Origin of the sequence: Maridesulfovibrio ferrireducens (genome assembly GCF_900101105.1) — a bacterium.
Lineage (GTDB): Bacteria > Desulfobacterota > Desulfovibrionia > Desulfovibrionales > Desulfovibrionaceae > Maridesulfovibrio > Maridesulfovibrio ferrireducens.
On the sequence record NZ_FNGA01000002.1, the window covers coordinates 650,330 to 671,052 of the forward strand.

The window sequence follows — 20,723 nt, forward strand, 5'->3', positions numbered from 1 at the left end:
ATGAACATTAACTGTGCTGATGCATTATTAGTTATCATATTATCAACCTTACATTTCGCATAAAACATACACCACTAATTGATGAATTGGCTTATTCGCCAGCAGCCTAAAAAATAAAGAAATAAAATTTATTTCGCCTTAACCTATAATCAACAATAAGACAAAAAACATGCAAGAACAATTTTTACTATATGAAGTTCTTTCCCCTGACCAAAGAATAATTGTTGATGCTGTAAAAAAACATTGTTCTAGTGTTATGGACTTTAATCCAAGATTCAGCTTCTTTACGCTTCATGGATCAACTCATATTGAAAACCTTGTTACTATAGCCAATAATCTCATAGATGGTGGAATTAAATTACAAGAAAATGAGGCTTTTTATTTATACTTATCCATTTGTCTCCACGATATAGGAATGACAATTCCTCTCAAAGACCTTGAAACAAAATCCATATTCAAAGGTCTTGAGCTTATCTCAGACCCAACATACGCTGAAAACTTTATTCGTGAGAATCACCACGATTTAATAGATGAATATGTTGCTTCCAATTTTAGTTTTTTAGCTTCGCTGGACATAGCCCCTTCTACTATTGCAATCGTTAAAGAAATATGCAGAGCTCATCGTAGAGTTAATTTAGGTGATCTTAGTGGACACGAAAAAAACGTTGGAGCGTTGCTTAGATTGATTGACGAGTTAGATATTGGCCCAAGTCGAGCGCCGATATCAACTTTAAATGCTAAATATAAAGAAATGGATTCAACCTCATGCTGGCACTGGTTTAAACATAACATTACGCAAGACTGGCAACTTCACCATAACATGAGATACGTCACTCGAAATAACAAAAAAAGCATTGAATTCATTGTTGTTGTGAGCCCTCCCCAAGAATCAAGTATTCCTTACTGGTTAAAGCAATGTATTCGTCCTTTACAAAAAGTTTTAGAGGATGAAAAAGTCTCTTCCATAATTGACGAAAGATGGAATACTAAAATTACTATTCACTATGGAAGTCAGATGTCTAAGAAAAATTATCTTGGAGATGACTGGAACGAAATTGAACAAATAGCCCTTTCTTCTGGAAAAAAGACCATTCTTCTTATTGATGATGAAAGTAGAAAAATGGAAGATCTATTTCTCCCTCTTATGGAAAACTATCATATTATGTACTCTGTAAATGCCAAAGATGCATTTACAAAACTTGCTGCAACTCAAATTGATTTAGCAATTGTCGACATGCAAATTGGATCTGGAGACCTCTGGAGTGCTCAGGAAACTCAAAATTGCAAAACAACAGGGGTTAATATTTGTAACAAAATATTAACAGACCATCCCACCACCCAAATTGGAGTTCTTACTGGTACCCGCCACGAAGTAGAAGGATTGTCATTCGATAAATTAGCTTTCTTTTGTAAAAAACCAATTCAACCTTCTCATTTTGAAAAAAGGGTAAATGATGTTCTTAGATAATGACACTATTCACATTGACGAAAGCTCTGAGGGAATATGGAGCTTGGTCGACGTTTTACTAGAAGAAGTTAATGATGAGTTCAACTTATCGGCGTCAATCCTCATGAAATGCCAAACAGCACACAGTTGTAGTCTCTTGTCTTGCTCTAACATTGATAAATCTCCCCTTGAAGGAGGAGAAAAACAACTAGTCTTTCGGCTCATCGATGAATGCGCAAAATACTATAAAGGACCACACGTTCATAAAATTAGTGACGACCTTTTAAAAAAAATAGCCCCCCTAATCAAACGTAGAAACGCTGTTAATCAAATACTATTTATTCCATTTGAACTTTCTTCAGAATTTTTTATTGCTATAGCCTTTCAAAGAAATGCCTCGTTAAAAGAACTCCCACAATCTTTAGCTCCACGATTTTCAGAAATAATTCTCCTTTCTAAAAAAGTTTCTGATATGGATGATCTAATTAACAGACTCCATACTTTAGAAAATTATGTAAAAGAAGTAGGACATGACTTTGCGAGCTCAGTTCAATCCACGTTACCAAAATTGAATAATGTTATAAAAGGACTATACGAAGGCCCTATGGCTATAGACAAGATTAAAGAAGCTAAAAATGAAATATGGGCAGCATATAGACATGCATCTAATCTAGGACTTGTTGTAGACCCTAACTACTCTATTACAAATGGAAATCACTTTAACTTTATCGACGTCGTCGATAATGTTTTAAATCAGTATCAAAGCGAGATTGATGAAAGACATATTAAAGTCACGGTTGAATGCAGTTTACCAAGCCTTAATGTTTGGGGAGACGATGAAGCCATAGCAAGCGCCGTTAGCCATTACCTTATAAACGCAATCAAATACTCTTTCGGTTCATCTACTATTTACATATATATCAATGATGTAAGATCTGAGGTTGAATTCAAAATACGTAACAAAGGCATGAAACTCAACAGAGATGAATATCCCAACCTCTGGAAGTGTGGGTTCAGAGGACGTAACGCATATGAAAGACACGTTAACGGCTGTGGCATTGGACTTTACACGATAAAAAAAATCATTGAAGGGCATGGCGGAAATGTTTGTTGCCGCAATATCCATGAAGACCAAGTTGAATTTTCTTTTCAAATCCCTAAAGACAAAATCTTTATGAAAAAATTGTTATAATTTATCGCTCAAAGAAATTGCCGAAGTTACGCCAAACAAGAGTTATTTGCCTACTCTAAAAAACAGCCCAAAATTATTTCTATAACAAAAGCAAGTTCAATTATTTCAGAGCATGCAAACCGTTCTCTGGCTTGACAGACAAAGAAGTAACAGTTCAGCTTTGCTCGTGCTTAAGATTATGTAAAAAGACCTCATCCCCCCTGCCGCGCAACATCCTTATCAATAGCCTTCCAACCGACAGCGAAGCTCGTCATTTTCTTAATATTCTGAGCAACAGCTTCATTCTTTACGTTAGCGACAAATGTTGTCTCATGATAAGGATAGGCCGTTTTAAAAACCAAATAAGGATACGCGGCAAAGCGTTCTTCTAAGAGGCTGGAGGCTCTCACACCCCCCACTTCATGATATGAAGCGATAGCCGCCCATGATTGCGGATTTTCACTGATATAACGGGCGATATCATCCGCTATATCGACCTCCGCGCCTTCTATGTCTATTTTGAAAAAATCAACACCGCTGGGAGCATGTTCAGCCACTAAATCGTCCAAGGTGATCGCTTGTACGGTGTCGGCAATCGTAGCATTAGCGATACAACTTTCCCCGCCGGACTTGTGCTTAAATCCGACTTCACCGCTTTTGCTGTAAAGGGCCTTCCTGACAAGTTCACAATTGGTGAATCCGTTTTTATCAATATCAGAATCTATAAAATCAGCGCTTTGCTTGTCAGGCTCAAAAAAAATAACCTTTCCTTTCTCAGCAACTGCGCTGAAATACATTCCTGAAATACCGTTCCACGGTCCGGCATCCACAACAACAGAATCCGCAGCAATGGTTCCGGGCAACGTGTATCCTCTCAGTTCACACACAAATTCAAAAAAAGGGCATGCAGACGTCAAAAAACGAGCTTTTCCTATCTTGCATTCCCATGCTTTGTGCTGAAAGGAGTAGCGAGTCATGGGATTATATTTCCAAATCGGCAAATATCCTAAAGTCGGTGAAAACTTTACTGAAAACCAATCCCCTATTTTTACAAGTGAAAAATCCCTTGAACAAAATAAGTTCTCCACTTCTTGGAACTGTTCAACTGTTTCTTTTTCGATCTGCCCTATAAATTTATGAATCAACTCGCTATCCATGCTCCCTCCTGCTTAATAAACAGATACAGAGATAAACTTTTTTAAACAACTGTAAGACAAATATCCTTAACCTATTTACTTTTGTTCAAATAAACCTATAATTTTATTAATGCCGTCGCTTTCACCGTTTTCCTGACGGCGCCTTAGGAGGTTACATGAATTCAAAACGTATTTTAGGTATTTTCACTCTTATCACCGTACTGATACTGCCCATGTCTGCCATTGCAAACGGGCCTCCCTCTTTTGTAGAACTAGCAAAAAAATGTGGCCCCTCGGTTGTTTTCATCAGCACTGTAAACACAGTGCAGCAAGACAACTCCATGCAAAATAAATTCCACGCTCCCGGCCAAAAAAATCCCTTTGAGGATTTTTTCAAACAATTTGAAGACAGATTCAAGGGCAACAACCCTAAGCAAAGACGGAAACAAGGCGGTCTCGGAACCGGCTTTATCATTTCTGCTGACGGATATATTGTAACAAACAACCATGTTGTCGCTTCAGCCGAGGAAATTAAAGTTAAACTTCAGAACGCTGATCGCGAATACCCAGCCAAGCTTATCGGACTTGATAAGGAAACGGACCTCGCTCTTTTAAAGATTGACGCTGGAAAGAAACTTCCCTTCCTAAGCTTTGCAAATTCTGAAAAAGCCAAAGTGGGCGAATGGGTTCTGGCAATCGGCAATCCTTTTGGACTTGGACACACCGTAACCAAAGGAATTATCAGCGCGAAAGGCCGCATCATAGGCGCAGGACCATTTGATAATTTCATCCAGACTGATGCCAGCATCAACCCCGGCAACAGTGGCGGACCGCTGATCGACATGAACGGCAAGGTGATTGGCATCAACACCATGATACTTGCTAATGGTCAGGGAATCGGCTTTGCCATTCCAAGCAACATGGCTGAAAATGTTATATCTCAGCTTAAAACAAACAATAAAGTCAGCCGTGGATGGCTTGGCGTAACTATTCAGGATGCTGATGCTAATACTGCCAAGGCTCTCGGACTTTCCAGCAAAACAGGAGCCCTCGTCAGCTCTGTTAATCCTGGTGACCCCGCAGACAAAGGCGGCATGAAAGTCGGAGATGTTATTCTTGAAGTAGGCGGCGCAAAAATTGACGATACCAACGACTTGCTTCGCACTATTGCTGCCATTCTTCCGGGCAAAAAGATCGACGTTCAAGTTTGGCGCAAAGGTCAGACAAAGAACCTAATCATCACTCTTGGCGAAAGAAACGGTAAAACGACCGTTTCCGCTGAAAAGTTCGCACCGAAAGCTAAAGAAGAAACAATCGATCAACTCGGTCTTGTCGTCCGTAAAGTTGATCGTGAAGTGGAAGCAAAAGCTTTAGGCTTAGAAAAAACGGAAGGATTGCTTGTAATTGAAGTACAGCAGGGAACTCCCGCAGACGAAGCAGCAATTGCTGTGGGAGACGTGATACTTGAAGCAAATCAGCATCAGGTAAACACCCTTCCCGAACTGCGTAAGATCATAAACACCGAAGGCAAAAGCCGCGGACTAGTGATGTTGCTTATTAAGAGACAAGGCAGAAACATCTTCCGCACCATAGAACTTGCTCCTAAGAAGTAACTCATAAATGACGTTTCTAGCGTATTAAAAAAACTCAAAAAAAAGGGGCATAGCGTTCGCTATGCCCCTTTTTACTGTGAACCATAGAATGATTCTAATACCCCTTGTAAATAACTTAATTGCATGCCAAGTTCCTAAAAAAACATTTCTTGAAATAAATTCAAAAGGAATTCTTTATGCAGCCTATCAGACTTTTTACAGCTTCTATCTTGTGCCTGACTGTTGCCCTGCTCCTATCGGCAAACATCAGCTTTGCCGCCGGGGACGACGATTTTGACGCACATGAATCCTTCGCCAAACTCCATTTTAATGACACAGAAATGGACTTTGCCTTTGCCTTGATCCTAGGCGCAACCATGAACCACGGTTGCGAAATAGGTGAAGCATTCTATACAGCCTCAAACATTAAAGAAGGCAATGCTGCAAGCTGGCAGCAGGAATGGATAAACATGGCACAGCGGGTTGAAGCCAGAGGTGAAAAATCTCTTACAGAAGGACATAAAGTCAGCGCACGTGAACAGTTTCAGCGTGCATCATATTATTACCGCGCCTCACTGATTTCCATGATGCCGGATGATCCCAGATTTAAAAAGACAGCGCTTCAAAGTAGAGAACTCCTAAAAAAAGCAGGAATGCTCTTTAATCCGCCACTGGAATATATTGAAATACCTTTCGAAGGAACAGTCCTTCCCGGCTATTATCGCAAAGCAAGCAACAGCAATAAGCCCGCAAAAACACTCATCATGCTCGGCGGAGGAGAAACTTTTGCCGAAGATCTTATTTTTTATATTGCCCCTCAAGCTTATGCACGCGGTTACAATTTTATCACAGTAGACCTCCCCGGACAGGGGTTGCTCCCACTCGAAGGAAAAGTTTTTCGTGCAGACGCCAATGTACCGATCAAAGAAGTTATTGATTATGTGCTGAGTAGACCGGAGACTGATCCCGAAAAACTTGCCGCATATGGCATGAGCGGTGGCGGAGGATTTGTTCCGATAACCGCTGTCAAAGATCCCCGTATAAAAGCAATTGCCATGAACAGCGCGGTGGTCGATGCCTACCCTCTTTTCGCATCAATGCCCGTTGCTTCTGCAACCGAGGACATTGTAAAAACATGGTCATCTTTCAAACAAAACACTGTCAAATCAATCGCTTGGCGATGGGGTGTTGAAATGAACAATATCCCGGGGCTTGTTCCGGCAAATAAGGGATTCGCATTTGATCCTGCAAAAGTAACCTGCCCGGCACTGATTATTGTCGGCGAAGGTGAATATTCTAATGAAGAAGTTAAAAGACAGCAGAAACTCTGCTTCAAAAACCTCCCGAACAAGCAAAAGAAATTTGTCGTGACTCCAACAAATGAAGGAGCATCCAACCACTGCATCACTGAAAACAGAAGTGTGATGAGCCAAGTTGTGTTAGATTTCTTCGATGATGTTTTTAAATAAAATAAAATCGCTCATATATTATAGTGTGCAATTTTTTCGGTCGAAAATTAGCATGTTAGAGACTTCCTTCCTGAAAAGGTTTGGGGTATGAAGCTGTTCATGAACAACACCGCAACCATTCTTACAGCCCCGGCAAAGGTGAATCTCTACCTCAAAATTGTCGGAAAAAGAGAAGACGGCTATCATGAGCTGGACACTCTTTTTCTTCCTTTTCCAGCACTTGCAGACACTCTTGCAATCACGGAAAAAGCTGAAGGCTGTACAATTCATTGTGATGACTTTGATCTTCCGGCGGAAGATAACCTTATTTATAAAGCATGGGATAAATATGCAGAAGCGACCGGATTCAGACCCGGACTGCATATAGAATTGACCAAAAGAACTCCCACAGGCGCCGGTCTGGGAGGTGGCAGTTCCGATGCCGCGACAATGTTGCGATTTCTAAATTCTCACCCGCAAAGCCCGGGCATGGCCCATGATGAACTTAACAAACTTGCCACCGGACTCGGCGCAGACGTACCTTTTTTCCTACTGGACGGCCCCGCATGGGCTAAGGGAATAGGAGAGATTTTAACACCCTGCGAAGTAGACCTTTCAGGACTGACAGCACTGCTTGTCTGCCCGGATGTCCATGTTAATACAGCATGGGCTTATAAGGCATGGAGCACTGTCGTCAGAACGGAAAATCTGCAAAAAAAAGATTCATTTTACTTGACAACATCACACTGTAGTAATAACAAAGCGGCCTCCAAAACGAGGGTAACTTTGCTTAACGATTTTGAGCAAGTTGTCCTTCCTGAGTTTTCTGTTATAAGGGAAACAAAGGAATATCTGCTGAAAAGCGGAGCCTGCGGAGCAGTTATGAGCGGAAGCGGAGCAAGCGTAATATCCTTTTTCAGGACTAAAAGCTTAGCTGAGCAAATTTCTTCCGAATTAAAAGCTCACAATGTAGACTCTGTGATTCATACTTTTTATTAAGCACTAGTCCGAATTTCTACATAATCAGTGCTGGGGTGTCGCCAAGTTGGTAAGGCAACGGATTTTGATTCCGTCACTCGCAGGTTCAAGTCCTGCCATCCCAGCCAAATTTACTCCCTTCCCCGAGAGGCCAAGGTGGAGACCCACATCATGAACGGTGAACTCAAGATTATCAGCGGCTCGTCGAATCTGGCGCTTTCAGAAGCAATATGTGAACACCTCGGCAGCCGACTTACTCCCTGCCTGCGTGAAAAGTTCAGTGACGGAGAAATCCGCATTGAAATTCAGGATAACGTACGAGGCTGTGACGTATTTGTCGTTCAGTCTACATGCAACCCTGTAAACTTTCATTTCATGGAACTATGCCTCATGCTGGATGCTCTGAAACGCGCAAGCGCACGCAGAGTTACTGCAGTTATCCCTTATTATGGATATGCAAGACAGGATAGAAAAGTTTCCCCCCGTGCTCCTATCAGCGCAAAACTGATTGCAGACTTCTTAGCTGTAGCCGGTATGCACCGCATGGTCACAATTGACCTGCACGCAGGACAGATTCAGGGATTTTTCAATCTCCCAGTTGACAATATTTACGCAGCACCTGTTCTTCTTGATGAATTACGCCATCGTAAAGACGACATGGTTATGGTTTCCCCTGATGCAGGTGGAACCGAACGTGCCAGAGCTTACGCAAAACGCCTTAATGCCGGACTTGCAATTGTTGACAAACGTCGCGATGCACCTAATCAGGCTAAAGCAATGAACGTAATCGGAGAAGTTTCAGGAAAAACCTGTGTCGTTATGGATGACATGATCGACACAGCCGGAACCATATGTCAGGCTGCAAAAGTACTGATGGACCACGGCGCAAAGGAAGTAATCGCCTGCGCTACCCATCCTGTTCTTTCCGGTCCGGCAATCGACAGACTCTGTGCAGCACCTTTTTCCGAGGTGATTGTAACAAACACACTGCCTGTCCCAGAAGAGAAACTTAAATGCGGCAAGATTAAAGTACTGTCAGTAGCAGGACTCCTCGCCAAATGCATTCATAACGTTCACACCGAATCATCGGTCAGCGTTCTCTTCGTTTAAAAAGCCTATTCCCACCCTCTGCCGGTCTATTTTTGAGCGGCAGCTGGTTAACCAAAAGGAGATATAATGTCAGAAAAAGAAACTTTCGTAGCTGTAAAGCGCGAGAAAACTGGAACAAGTGCGAACCGTCAGCTCCGTAACACCGGAATGATTCCTGCAGTATTCTACTCTCAGGAAGGCGACAATATGGTTCTCGCTGTTAATGAAATTGATTTCACAAAGATGTACCGTAAAATCGGCACAACTAGTCTTTTCAATCTCGAAATCGACGGCAAAAAATACGACACACTGATTTGGAAAGCACAGATGGATCCAGTTCGTCCTCGTATCAATCACATTGACTTCCTCGGTGTGGCTGCTGACAAACCTTTGAAAATCAAAGTACCTGTCACCATGGAAGGACTTGCTCCCGGTGTAAAACTCGGTGGTTGCATGACTACATATCGTGACAATCTTGAAGTCGCATGTACAGCTGCCAGCATCCCTGCTAAGATTGTTGTAAACATCGACGGCATGAATGTTAATGATACTGTTTTCGTTAGTGATATTAAACTTGCTGATGGCGCTACCATCAACTTTACCAATGACTTCGCTCTCGTTCGTTGCGTCGCCGGTAGAGTAATTGCCGATGAAGACGCTGAGTCTGAAGCTGGCGCAGTACAGAGCTAGTTTTTCCATATGTCGACTTATGAGGCCCCGGAAATTCCGGGGCCTTTTCTATTTTCAGAACGATCAGCTTTTTTGCTCCTGCTTTTTTAAAGGATAAAACCAAATGGAATACAAAGCACTTATCGCAGGGCTTGGAAATCCAGGACTTGAATATGCCATGACCAGGCACAATGTTGGTTTTATGGCTGTTGATGCTCTGGCAGAAATGGCTGCATCCCGAAAAAGTATGCGTTTCAAAAATCTCGGGTCTTCGGGAAACTATGAACTTTTCAGCGTAAATATCGCAGGCAATAATATCCTTGTGACTAAGCCGTTGACGTATATGAATCTCAGCGGAAATGCAGTTGCATCCATTTGCGGTAAATTTTCAATATCTATAAAAGATGTGATTGTTATTCATGACGAACTTGATCTTCCGCAAGGAAAAATGAAGTTTAAACGTGGTGGTGGAAATAACGGTCATAGAGGGTTGCAGTCTATTCAGGATGTAATGAAATCACCCGACTTTCTTAGAATAAGAATAGGAGTCGGACGTCCTGAATTTTCATCACAGGTCAAAGACTACGTGCTTGAGCAATTCAGCCAGAAAGAACTGAAACTTGTTCACCAGATGACTGATACAGTACTCAAAGGGCTGGACTTGTTTTTCAGACGAGGTCAAGGACCTGCTACACAATTCATGCACACATTTGAGCCGGATGAAAGCTGAATCTGACAATAGACTCTTTCGCATATTTCAGTTACAGTAATCTTTCGAAAACATTCCCCAGATCAGACATACCTCAAAATCTGGGATCCAAAAGAAATGTAAAAAAGGACGCCACTGAACCTGTTATTCATCAGTACTGAAATGATTAAATGCGCCAAATTTAATCTGTAATTGCTGTAAACGACGACCTTAAAAGCATTTCTAACCATTTCTTTTGTAAGTCCAAGGAGCCATGAGTGTTCGAGTTAAGCCAGCTTGTAGTCTACCCCTCACAGGGAGTAGGCAAAGTAGAACGTATAGAAAGTCAGGAAATCAGTGGATCAACTGCCGAGTTCTACATTGTCCGCATCCTAAGCAACAATGTAACTCTCATGGTCCCAGTTTTTAATGCTCATAATGTTGGGCTCAGACCTGTCTGCAGTAATAAAGAAGGTCTTGGAATATATGAATGTCTCAAAGACAGATCTGATTTCACAGGTTATACCGGACAGAACTGGAACAGACGCTACAGAGAATACTCTGAAAAGCTCAAAAGCGGAGATCTTCAGGATGTCGCTTATGTTCTTAAGGAATTATTCCTGATCGGTCGCGATAAAGAACTGTCATTCGGAGAACGCAGACTTCTTGAACAGGCTATGGGACTTGTTTCCATGGAACTGTCTTTTGCACTTGACCTTCCACAGGACAAAGTAAAAGAAGAAATTAATGCACTATTCAGTGATGTGTTGGAAAAACCAGAAGACAAAGAAAAAGACGACAAAAAAGACAAAGAAAAAGATAAAGAAGAATCCTAAAAAATACATCTAAACGACTTGTCATATTTGATTCTTTCAGTTATTGCCCTATGAGGTTGCAGTTTGCAGGATTGATGTCTTTACATCACACGATTTTTAAGCAAAAAACCGCCCCTCACTTTAGGACACCCAATACACTCTGTTCTTCGATCATCAAAATAACTTTTAGCGAGTGCGTAATACATTTTAAACTGTATCGCACTCGTTAGACCATAATTATTAAATAAATATTTTATTTATTTTTAACTTCTAACTCTCGGTTAACACAAGATATGGGCCAAGAACAAAAGACAAACAATCTGAATCTGACTGAATTAAAACAAAAGAACATGGCAGATCTTATGGATCTGGCAACTAAGTTCAAAGTTGAAAACCCCAGCGGTATGCGCAAGCAGGAATTGATTTTCGGCCTGCTACAAGGGTGCGCAGCTCAAAACGGACAAATCTACGGTGAAGGAGTTCTTGAAGTCCTCCCCGATGGATTCGGCTTCCTGCGTTCCCCAACGTACAGCTACATGCCCGGACCGGACGACATATACGTTTCTCCCTCTCAAATACGGAGATTCGGTCTGAGAAAGGGTGACATTATTTCCGGCCAGATTCGTCCTCCCAAAGAGGGCGAAAGATACTTTGCCTTACTTCGAGTTAATGAAATAGGCTTAGAAGCGCCCGAACATTCCCGAAATCTTGTTCTCTTCGACAATCTCACGCCGATTTACCCAGACAGCCGTTTCAACATGGAAAACGGTCCAAAGAATTTCACTTCAAGAGTTATCGACATTCTGGCTCCGATAGGCCTTGGACAGCGTGCTTTGCTTGTTGCTCCTCCCCGCACAGGGAAGACTATGATGCTTCAGAATATCGCAAACTCCATCAATGCCAATCATCCCGATGTAGATCTTATCGTTCTTCTCATAGACGAACGTCCTGAAGAAGTTACCGACATGGCCAGAACGGTAAACGCTGAAGTTGTCAGCTCAACCTTTGATGAACCTCCGCAGCGTCATGTTCAGGTAACTGAAATGGTTCTCGAAAAGGCTAAACGTCTGGTTGAACGCAAAAGGGATGTTGTCATTCTTCTTGACTCAATCACTCGTCTGGGACGAGCCTACAACGCAGTAACTCCTTCTTCCGGCAGAGTTCTCTCCGGTGGCCTTGATGCAAATGCAATGCAACGTCCTAAAAGATTTTTCGGCGCAGCACGCAACATTGAGGAAGGCGGAAGTCTGACAATCATCGCAACAGCCCTGATTGATACAGGCTCGAGAATGGACGAAGTTATCTTTGAAGAATTCAAGGGAACCGGTAACATGGATCTCTATCTTGATCGCAAACTTGCGGAAAAGAGAGTATACCCTGCCATTGATATCAACCGCTCCGGAACTCGCAAAGAAGAACTTCTCCTTCCACCTGAAGTTCTCAACAAGGTCTGGATTCTCAGAAAACTACTTGCTCCTATGAACACCATTGACTCCATGGAATTCCTTCTTGATAAAATGAAGGGAACCAAAAAGAATGAAGACTTCTTTGAAATGATGGGAAAATAATTTTTTAAACATCATTCAATTATCAAAAATTAAGCCTCATGAGACATTCCTCATGAGGCTTTTTATTTTTTAGAAATCTTTACAAGTCATAAATCTATACTTACAGTTAGCAGCAATGACGAAAAACAGAGCACCTTTTCACCACATAGTATCAGCCGTATTGATATTTATATTTTCGTTCATCTGGTTAACGCCTCAAGCTACAGCGTCCTCCATGTTCGGTGATTTTACCGTGAAAGATGAAATTAAACTCGGTGGCGAGTTTAATAAAATGATTCACGAAAGAATGCCCATAGTTCTTGACCCCCAAATAACTGAATACGTTAGCAAGCTAGTAGCTAGAATTGCCCACGAAATGCCGCCTCAACCTTTTCCAATAACTTCGGCCGTAATCAATAATAACGCTATGAATGCCTTTGCTATTCCTGGCGGTTATATTTATATTTTCACGGGCTTAATTCTCAATCTTAAGCATGAGTCTGAACTAGCCGCAGTTATAGGTCATGAGCTTGCACACGTTTCTCTCAGACACGTTGCTAGACGCATGGAAAAAATGAAACTGGTTAATATTGCCAGTATGCTGGGAACACTTGCCGGAATGATGCTGGGCATGTCAGGCGGAGATAACGCCGCGTCTATAGGACAGGCAATGGCGATGGGGTCTATAGCAGGCGCACAAACTGCCTACCTGAGCTACACTCAACAAAATGAAAGAGAAGCTGACCATCTCGGTATGAACTACTTAGTGGCATCCGGCTTTAATCCCACCAGCATGGTGGATAGTTTTAAGCTTATGAAACAACGGCAGTGGTATGTAAGCAACAATAATATTCCTTCATACCTCTCCACTCACCCCGGTCTTGATGATCGTATTGATTACCTTAAACAACGTTTTGTCAGAATGCCTCCCGCTTTCTTTACCAGAGTCAGCGACGATGTAGATTTTCATAAGATTCAAACACTGATAAGAGCTAGAAGAACAGACCCCAAAGTAGCTCTGGCACACTACAACAACATTCCCGAGGCGGACATAAACTGCCTTGATCAATTAGGACTTGGGATAATTCTTTCCCGTATGGAACAGAATCAAAAAGCCGAAAAAGCTTTTGTTCAGGCTAACAAAGATTGCCCGAACGATCCTCTGATCCTACGTGAAATGGGTCGCTTTTACTTCACTATGGGCAAAATGGACAAAGCCTCTCCACTGCTCAGAGAAGCTTATTTACGAGCACCGAATGATGCAATGACGTTATTTTTCATCGCAAGAATTCAGGCGGAACGGAAAGACTATGCACAGGCAATACCTACAATGCGTAGAGTTGCTGAAATGGTTCCCCGGGATCAGGAAATACACTACCATCTCGGACGTATGCTCGGAGAATCCGGTAATTACTTCGGAGCACACAAACAGCTTGCTTACGCCGCGTTATATGGAAGAAATAAGAAACAAGCTTTGTTTCATTTAAAAAAAGCTGAAGGACTCGCTAAAACAAAAGCGCAAAAAGCACAGCTTATAACACTGCAAAAAAGAGTTAACCCTGTCGCCGAAAACTAAGACAGTAATTATTAGCTCTGTCAGTTTTATATTTTAACTCATTATTTTAGCGAATTAACAAAATTTTAACCGCATTTTTTGCGATGAACGTTAACTTGAAGTATGCTTCTTTTTAATGTAGTTATCCCCTTTCTAAAATCTATCTCCAAAAAGTGAAGCGAAAATGATAATCGCCAGATCAATAAAAGAAATTAAAAAGCCTCAAAACGGATCATGTGTAACAATAGGTAATTTTGACGGAGTCCATAAAGGACACCAGAAACTTATCTGTAACACGTGCAGAAAAGCCAAAGCCAACGGCCTGGCGAGCGTTGTTGTAACCTTTGACCCGCACCCGCTCAGGGTATTGGTCAACAGTAAAACTCCGCCCTTCATAACCCTCACCAAACAGAAGCTGGAACTACTTGCTCTGCATGAGCCTGATATTATTATAGCTCTGAATTTTACAAAGGAGATGGCTTCCCTCTCCCCCGAAGAATTCATTAAGAAATATCTGGTTGATGGACTTTCCATGAAAGAAATGGTTGTCGGCTACGACTACGCTTTAGGTAAAGGTCGCTCCGGAAACTATGAAGTGCTGGTTGGACTTGGCCGTAAACACGGTTACGGAATCGAAAGACTTGATCCTATCATTATAAATGATGCAGTGGTCAGCTCCTCGCGAATCAGAGATCTGGTAAGCGAAGGAAACGTCTGGGATGTACGTGCGCTGCTTGGACGCTTCTATCAGGTTCGCGGTGAAGTAGTTCACGGCATGAACCGTGGAGGCCGCCTTCTTGGATTCCCCACAGCAAATATTAAACTCGAAGATGAGCTTTTCCCTAAATCAGGCGTTTACGCCATCAGGGTCGAAGTAGACGGTCTGGTCCGTCCGGGCGTTGCCAACATCGGGAAAAATCCGACCTTCGGCAACGAAGCGTTATCTGTTGAAGCTCATATTTTCAATTTTTCCGATGACATCTACGGTAAAAATATCCGGGTCCACTTTATCCAGAGAATCCGCGCTGAACGTAAGTTCAACAACTTGGACGAACTTAAAGCCCGCATTACCAAAGATACAGAACTTGCTAAATCCATTCTCTCGTATCCGGAATCACAAGTCCGCCCGGGGCTGCACCTGACAGAATCAGGAACCGGAGCCTGTTAATGAGCCCCCTTCTCAACCTGCGCGTCTGGAAAGAAATTGCGCGATCATACAAAAATATCAGCTCATTCAGATGGCTTTTACTCGGTGTGCTGGTCGGACTACTCTCAGGCATCTTAGCGGTCGCTTTTTTCGCCGCCGTTGAATACGGAAAATTTATATTTTTACACCAACTGGCGGGTATGACCTTACCGGCCCCTGCGGGTGAAGAAATTTTCCACGGCCCTGCCGGTCAACTACGCCCATGGGTCATTCCTGTCTGCACAATGACAGTAGGATTAATCACAGGGTGGCTGGTCAACAAATATATCCCTGAAACAATCTCCGGCGGTACAGACGGTACTGACGCAACCATCAAATGCTTCCATCAGGGAAGCGGATTAATGCGTCCTATCGTTCCCATAATCAAAGGAATCACTTCGGTTTTCACAATTGCAACCGGTGGTAGTGCCGGACGCGAAGGCCCTATTACCCAAATGGGAGCCGGTATCGGTTCATGGATCGCGCAAAAGCTTAAACTCTCTGCCAAAGAACGCAGAATTCTACTGCTTGCCGGTGCTGCCGGAGGACTCGGAGCAATATTCCGCGCCCCCCTCGGAGGCGCATTGACCGCCGTAGAAGTTATCTACCGCGAAGATTTTGAATCAGAAGCAATCCTGCCTTCCGTTCTTTCCTCTGTTGTTTCTTATTCACTTTTCACTCTGTTTTACGGAGCAGAGCCTATTTTCGGAATTCCAAGATTTGTTTTTCATGATCCTCGCGAAATGATCTTCTATATAATTCTGGCTTTCGCGTGCACCTTAGTAGGGTGGATGTACATCCGCACTTTCCGTTTCATTAAGTACTCAATTTTCTTTAAGATAAAAGACCGTCTCGGTCTCATGTGGGCAACTGGACTCGGCGGACTGATGATGGGACTGATGGGAATGTTTTTCCCGCAGCTTCTCTCAGGCGGTTACGGCTGGCTGGAAATGGCGATCATGGGTGAAATCCCCATTATGATGATGATCGCAATTATTCTGGGTAAAACAGTCGCAACATCCATGACCATAGGTTCTGGAATGAGTGGTGGTATGTTCGCCCCCGCACTATTTGTAGGAGGCATGACGGGTGGTATTGTCGGACAGGTTGCCGGAAAATATTATCCCGATATTGCCACACAGCCCGGTGCATATGTACTTGTAGGCATGGCGGCTTTTTTTGCAGGAGTGGCAAAGGCTCCAATCGGCCCGCTTATCATGGTCTGCGAGCTTACACAGGGTTACGGACTGCTCGCGCCGCTGATGCTGGCTTCCGCTCTCTGTATCGTACTGGGGCGCAATTGCTCACTGTACGAGCATCAAGTCGACAACAAGTTTGACTCCCCAGCTCATATTGAGGATTCAACTATCAATATCCTTGAACAGCTTCACGTTGATACCCACTTCAAACCGGGCAGAGTAACCACCCTTGAAGAAGGCACAACTCTGAAAGCTTTGAGAGATATTATTGCGAACACCAATGAATTGTACTTTCCAGTCAAAAATGATGAAGGCACAATTACAGGTATTCTGACTATTCAAAACGTCAGAAATCACCTCTTCAATCAAGATCTCTTCGACCTTATCCTTGCCAAGGATTTAGCAACAAAGCCTGCAACACTGAAAGAGGATGACGATTTATATACTGCGCTGCTCAAATTCGTAGACACAGATTACGGACAAATTCCGGTTGTATCGGAAGATGACCCGAATCACATTATAGGCATCATCAATCGTGAGAATGTGTTTAGAGCTTACGCAAAGGCAATTAAAGAACTACACGAAGATTAACCTGAATCAGATACGATTATTTGAAAGCCTCTTGAAGTTTCGTGCTTCAAGAGGCTTTTTTTAAAACCAGTCCTTTTGCATCATAGCCAAACAACGACTAAAAAGAAGAAAAGGATAAATCATTCTCTTGCATTACTTGATTCAGCTTCTGGAGGATCTACAGTCCAAAGATTTGCGGACTCGGAAGAATAAAATTCTGGAGATACATTTATGCTAGTCCCAATCTCTATCACTTTATTTTTAATTGCTATATTATCTTGAGAATTTTCATCTCCATAAATGCTAACAAATAACCTCTCGATCCTATTATTATTAGAAATACTATCCCAAATATGATCATCATTCGTACTAAATGAATGTCCGTGAATAAAAAGCGTACCTTGTATTTCTCTAAACTTCTCAAGACAATGCAAAAGATATTTATTTTCTTCAATTTTTCTGAGTTTTGCAAGAGACCTACCTTCCGAAATAAAAATGGGGAATGCTCCATTGTCTATTTTAGAACGAACCTGTTCAGTAAGCGGATTCCCTATTTCTGTATACGCCAGTTTCTCTATATCAGGGCTCGCTTTGTCCTTATATAGATGCATTGCTCCATGCAAATAATATGAATTTTGATTATTTCCTTTTTCCCAAGATAAAGTTTCATTTGGTCGTAAGAAACCATCTGTTCTATCCAATCTAATTCCGTCTTCGTGATTTTGAAGAGACCAATACAACAACAAGTCATAATTAGTAGTAAAATAGCTTGAAAAGTTTAATAAAAATTTTCTCGTGTTTTTATACTTATTTTCATTAATATAGTGACATGCTGTTGGATGAGTATTTGCTATTGATGAAATAAGTAGATCTTTTAAATTTTGAATACTTTCATTCATCTTGCCAACAACTAACTCATTACAATCATAAATAGCGCCAACAAATGCAGCGGAGTTTAAAGAATTCATAACGGTCTCAAAATCTCGACAATCTAATTCATTAAATATAGCTGCAATCTCCTCATATCTTTGATCTATATCTGCTTTCTCATAAAGACTTGAATATGAAAACATATCAGCCGAATAAGCCATACTAAATCCATTTCCAAGCAAAACATTTTTTCGTTCTTCACAACTTGCAATAGCTTGTTCGAATGTCATTAATGGCATAAATTTCCCCATTGTTTTATAATTTATTCATTATCGAATAGTTATCAAAATATTCATACAATTTTACGAATCATAGTTTAATACCGAGAATTAATACTCTCTACTTTTAACAATTGAAAGTTCTAATATTATTTTACAACAAACAAATTAATAAAAACACATTTGCTCAACAATCCCTTTTTTGCACCCCACCCCCCTTGCCATCCCCCTAAGCGGTCTTATCATTTGGTAATTCAAACAAAATCCAAACCGAATCCACGTTTAGCGGGAATCGGAAAGATATTTCACGTTCGACAAGTATTGAAATTCAATCTTCATATTGAAAACGAATAATCATAGCAGAATCAGGAGATGAACATGGAACTCAGAGGAACGACCATTCTGGCCGTTAAAGATGATAAAGGTTCAGCCATGGCCGGTGACGGTCAGGTAACTTTGGGCCAGGCCATTGTGATGAAGCATTCCGCAATTAAAGTCAGAACCCTGTATAATGATAAAGTTCTTGCTGGCTTCGCAGGCGCAACTGCTGATGCTTTCACCCTGTTTGAAAGATTTGAGAAAAAACTTGAAGCTCACGCGGGTAATCTTGTCCGCAGTGCTGTAGAGCTTGCTACTGACTGGCGTAAAGATAAATATCTCCGCAAACTGGAAGCCATGATTCTCGTTGCTGACGCGGACCACATTCTTATTATCAGTGGTAACGGAGATGTCATCGAACCGGACGACGGCCTTGCTGCTATCGGTTCAGGCGGTCCATACGCTCTTTCCGCAGCACGGGCATTATCCCGCCACACAGATCTTTCAGCCGTTGAAATTGCAGAAAAAGCAATGGAAGTTGCAAGCGAAATTTGTGTTTATACCAATGATCACTTTGTTATCAAAACCCTCGAAAAATAATTTCACGCAAAGGTCTTCAAATGAGCAATCTTACACCTAGAGAAATCGTATCAGAGCTGGACAAATTCATCATCGGTCAAGCAGACGCAAAGCGCATGGTCGCCATTGCAATGCGTAACCGTTGGCGCAGACAGCAGCTTCCCGCAGAACTGCGTGATGAAGTTTCCCCTAAAAATATTATCATGATGGGCCCTACCGGAGTAGGTAAAACCGAAATTGCACGCAGACTGGCAAAGCTTTCCGGTTGTCCCTTCTTTAAGGTGGAAGCCACAAAATTTACTGAAGTTGGATATGTAGGCCGTGACGTTGAATCAATGGTCCGTGACCTCATGGAAATCGGCATAACTCTTGTCCGCAAAGAAGAACTTCAAAAAGTTAAAGTCAAAGCTGAAAAGAATGCTGAAGAATGCCTTTTAGACATCCTTCTCCCTTCATCCAAACCTCAGAATTCCAGCATGGGTTTCTTCAACAGTTCCAACGAAGCAATCCCTCTGACCGAAGAAAATCCTTCTGAGGATAAAAGCTCCACCCGTGACAAATTCCGCAAAATGTGGCGTGACGGCAAACTTGATGATCGCGAAGTTGAAATAGAAGTTACCGTTCAAGGCGGAACCGGCGTTGAAATCATGTCCGTGCCCGGCATGGAAGACATGGGAATGCAGGTCAACGACATGATCGGCAAAATGTTTCCCAACAAGAAAAAAACACGCAAAGTCAATATTCGCGAAGCATACGAACTCCTTATTCAGGAAGAATCAGACAAACTTATCGACATGGATAATGTTACCGAAATTGCCCGTGAACGTGTCGAGCAAACAGGTATCCTCTTTCTTGATGAAATCGATAAAATTGCAGGACGCCACGAAACAGGCGGTTCCACTGACGTTTCCCGTGAAGGCGTTCAGCGCGACCTGCTTCCAATCGTTGAAGGATGCGTGGTTAACACCAAGTACGGCATGGTTAAAACGGATCACATCCTTTTCATCTCAGCCGGAGCATTCCATTTCTCCAAGCCTTCCGATCTGATTCCGGAACTGCAAGGCCGTTTCCCTTTACGGGTAGAACTTTCTGCCCTCGGGAAAGATGAATTTTATAGAATTCTCACTGAACCTCAAAATGCGCTGACAGTTCAGTATAAAGCTTTGCTTGAAACAGAACAGGTCACCATTGATTACAGCAAGGAGGCACTTGAAGAAGTCGCCGCTACAGCTCAGAAAATCAATGAAGATACCGAAAACATCGGTGCCAGAAGGCTTTACACCATTATGGAAAAGATCCTCGCAGAGCTATCATTTGAGGCTCCGGACAGATCCGGCGACACCATATTGATAGATAAAGACTACGTTAAAGATAAACTGAAAGATGTAATTGAAGACAGAGATCTCTCCCGTTACATTTTGTAGTTAAACCTTTACATAAAAACATCAATAAAACTGGGCTCTTATTATTAGAGTCCAGTTTTATTTTAATTTTTAAAATTGTTACACAAACGAAACTGTGTTACGTCTGATAAATGTTTTAATTGCAGCATCACAAAAAACACTAAAACAAACTTTTTCTGTTGCAA

Annotated in this window: 17 protein-coding genes and 1 tRNA gene; 16 read left to right on the forward strand and 2 right to left on the reverse strand. The window is 42.1% G+C overall.

What is annotated here, in order from left to right:
• The first annotated feature begins 169 nt into the window (after positions 1 to 169).
• Positions 170 to 1,468, forward strand: a complete 1,299-nt coding sequence (locus BLT41_RS07780; RefSeq protein WP_092159878.1) for an HD domain-containing protein — start codon at positions 170 to 172, stop codon at positions 1,466 to 1,468.
• 103 nt (positions 1,469 to 1,571) lie between these two features.
• Complete coding sequence (locus BLT41_RS07785) at positions 1,572 to 2,639, forward strand: sensor histidine kinase (protein ID WP_170830334.1); 1,068 nt, start codon at positions 1,572 to 1,574, stop codon at positions 2,637 to 2,639.
• A gap of 191 nt (positions 2,640 to 2,830) precedes the next feature.
• Here BLT41_RS07785 and BLT41_RS07790 read toward each other — a convergent pair whose 3' ends face one another.
• Entirely contained in the window at positions 2,831 to 3,775 is a 945-nt protein-coding gene (locus tag BLT41_RS07790) for an FkbM family methyltransferase (protein ID WP_092159882.1), read from the reverse strand.
• Between the two features lie 155 nt (positions 3,776 to 3,930).
• On the opposite strand from BLT41_RS07790, the gene BLT41_RS07795 reads away from it, so the two are divergent.
• The 12 genes from BLT41_RS07795 to BLT41_RS07850 all read left to right on the forward strand — a co-directional run bounded on the left by BLT41_RS07795 (position 3,931) and on the right by BLT41_RS07850 (position 17,111).
• Complete coding sequence (locus BLT41_RS07795) at positions 3,931 to 5,367, forward strand: DegQ family serine endoprotease (RefSeq protein ID WP_092159884.1); 1,437 nt, start codon at positions 3,931 to 3,933, stop codon at positions 5,365 to 5,367.
• Positions 5,368 to 5,543: 176 nt separating this feature from the next.
• Positions 5,544 to 6,815, forward strand: coding sequence for an alpha/beta hydrolase family protein (locus BLT41_RS07800; protein WP_092159886.1), 1,272 nt, complete (start codon positions 5,544 to 5,546; stop codon positions 6,813 to 6,815).
• A gap of 87 nt (positions 6,816 to 6,902) precedes the next feature.
• A complete protein-coding gene (gene ispE, locus BLT41_RS07805; protein WP_244512221.1) occupies positions 6,903 to 7,793 on the forward strand; it encodes a 4-(cytidine 5'-diphospho)-2-C-methyl-D-erythritol kinase in 891 nt (296 codons plus the stop codon).
• 31 nt (positions 7,794 to 7,824) lie between these two features.
• Positions 7,825 to 7,900, forward strand: a tRNA-Gln gene (locus BLT41_RS07810).
• Between the two features lie 43 nt (positions 7,901 to 7,943).
• Entirely contained in the window at positions 7,944 to 8,882 is a 939-nt protein-coding gene (locus BLT41_RS07815; protein WP_092159888.1) for a ribose-phosphate diphosphokinase, read from the forward strand.
• A 66-nt stretch (positions 8,883 to 8,948) separates the two neighbouring features.
• Positions 8,949 to 9,551, forward strand: coding sequence for a 50S ribosomal protein L25 (locus BLT41_RS07820; protein ID WP_092159890.1), 603 nt, complete (start codon positions 8,949 to 8,951; stop codon positions 9,549 to 9,551).
• A gap of 103 nt (positions 9,552 to 9,654) precedes the next feature.
• Positions 9,655 to 10,260, forward strand: coding sequence for an aminoacyl-tRNA hydrolase (gene pth / locus BLT41_RS07825; RefSeq protein WP_092159892.1), 606 nt, complete (start codon positions 9,655 to 9,657; stop codon positions 10,258 to 10,260).
• A gap of 236 nt (positions 10,261 to 10,496) precedes the next feature.
• The gene (locus tag BLT41_RS07830) at positions 10,497 to 11,054 is read left to right on the forward strand and encodes a CarD family transcriptional regulator (protein ID WP_092159894.1); all 558 of its coding nucleotides are present in this window, start codon (positions 10,497 to 10,499) and stop codon (positions 11,052 to 11,054) included.
• 272 nt (positions 11,055 to 11,326) lie between these two features.
• Positions 11,327 to 12,601: a transcription termination factor Rho gene (gene rho / locus BLT41_RS07835; RefSeq protein ID WP_092159896.1), complete on the forward strand. Its 1,275-nt coding sequence runs from the start codon at positions 11,327 to 11,329 to the stop codon at positions 12,599 to 12,601.
• 232 nt (positions 12,602 to 12,833) lie between these two features.
• Complete coding sequence (locus BLT41_RS07840) at positions 12,834 to 14,156, forward strand: beta-barrel assembly-enhancing protease (RefSeq protein WP_244512222.1); 1,323 nt, start codon at positions 12,834 to 12,836, stop codon at positions 14,154 to 14,156.
• A 163-nt stretch (positions 14,157 to 14,319) separates the two neighbouring features.
• Positions 14,320 to 15,303 (forward strand): bifunctional riboflavin kinase/FAD synthetase, encoded by a 984-nt coding sequence (locus BLT41_RS07845; protein WP_092159898.1) that lies wholly within the window; start codon positions 14,320 to 14,322, stop codon positions 15,301 to 15,303.
• A complete protein-coding gene (locus BLT41_RS07850; RefSeq protein ID WP_092159899.1) occupies positions 15,303 to 17,111 on the forward strand; it encodes a chloride channel protein in 1,809 nt (602 codons plus the stop codon). The genes BLT41_RS07845 and BLT41_RS07850 overlap by 1 nt, the downstream gene beginning before the upstream one ends.
• Positions 17,112 to 17,230: 119 nt before the next feature.
• Here the strand turns inward: BLT41_RS07850 and BLT41_RS07855 are convergent, their stop codons facing one another.
• A complete protein-coding gene (locus BLT41_RS07855) occupies positions 17,231 to 18,259 on the reverse strand; it encodes a DUF4917 family protein (RefSeq protein WP_170830335.1) in 1,029 nt (342 codons plus the stop codon).
• A gap of 357 nt (positions 18,260 to 18,616) precedes the next feature.
• Between BLT41_RS07855 and hslV the strand changes: the two genes are divergently transcribed.
• Both hslV and hslU read left to right on the forward strand, forming a co-directional pair.
• On the forward strand, positions 18,617 to 19,156 hold the full coding sequence (hslV, locus tag BLT41_RS07860) for an ATP-dependent protease subunit HslV (protein WP_092159902.1): 540 nt from the start codon (positions 18,617 to 18,619) through the stop codon (positions 19,154 to 19,156).
• 20 nt (positions 19,157 to 19,176) lie between these two features.
• Entirely contained in the window at positions 19,177 to 20,559 is a 1,383-nt protein-coding gene (hslU, locus tag BLT41_RS07865) for an ATP-dependent protease ATPase subunit HslU (protein WP_092159903.1), read from the forward strand.
• Positions 20,560 to 20,723: the final 164 nt, after the last annotated feature.

Bases quoted from the DNA above. Each gene is read 5' to 3' on its own strand.
- BLT41_RS07790 (WP_092159882.1), bottom strand. From the start codon at position 3,775: ATGGATAGCGAGTTGATTCATAAATTTATAGGGCAGATCGAAAAAGAA.
- hslU (WP_092159903.1), top strand. From the start codon at position 19,177: ATGAGCAATCTTACACCTAGAGAAATCGTATCAGAGCTGGACAAATTC.
- BLT41_RS07855 (WP_170830335.1), bottom strand. From the start codon at position 18,259: ATGCCATTAATGACATTCGAACAAGCTATTGCAAGTTGTGAAGAACGA.
- BLT41_RS07815 (WP_092159888.1), top strand. From the start codon at position 7,944: ATGAACGGTGAACTCAAGATTATCAGCGGCTCGTCGAATCTGGCGCTT.
- ispE (WP_244512221.1), top strand. From the start codon at position 6,903: ATGAAGCTGTTCATGAACAACACCGCAACCATTCTTACAGCCCCGGCA.
- BLT41_RS07820 (WP_092159890.1), top strand. From the start codon at position 8,949: ATGTCAGAAAAAGAAACTTTCGTAGCTGTAAAGCGCGAGAAAACTGGA.
- BLT41_RS07780 (WP_092159878.1), top strand. From the start codon at position 170: ATGCAAGAACAATTTTTACTATATGAAGTTCTTTCCCCTGACCAAAGA.
- BLT41_RS07795 (WP_092159884.1), top strand. From the start codon at position 3,931: ATGAATTCAAAACGTATTTTAGGTATTTTCACTCTTATCACCGTACTG.
- BLT41_RS07800 (WP_092159886.1), top strand. From the start codon at position 5,544: ATGCAGCCTATCAGACTTTTTACAGCTTCTATCTTGTGCCTGACTGTT.
- BLT41_RS07845 (WP_092159898.1), top strand. From the start codon at position 14,320: ATGATAATCGCCAGATCAATAAAAGAAATTAAAAAGCCTCAAAACGGA.
- BLT41_RS07850 (WP_092159899.1), top strand. From the start codon at position 15,303: ATGAGCCCCCTTCTCAACCTGCGCGTCTGGAAAGAAATTGCGCGATCA.
- hslV (WP_092159902.1), top strand. From the start codon at position 18,617: ATGGAACTCAGAGGAACGACCATTCTGGCCGTTAAAGATGATAAAGGT.
- pth (WP_092159892.1), top strand. From the start codon at position 9,655: ATGGAATACAAAGCACTTATCGCAGGGCTTGGAAATCCAGGACTTGAA.
- rho (WP_092159896.1), top strand. From the start codon at position 11,327: ATGGGCCAAGAACAAAAGACAAACAATCTGAATCTGACTGAATTAAAA.
- BLT41_RS07785 (WP_170830334.1), top strand. From the start codon at position 1,572: ATGAAATGCCAAACAGCACACAGTTGTAGTCTCTTGTCTTGCTCTAAC.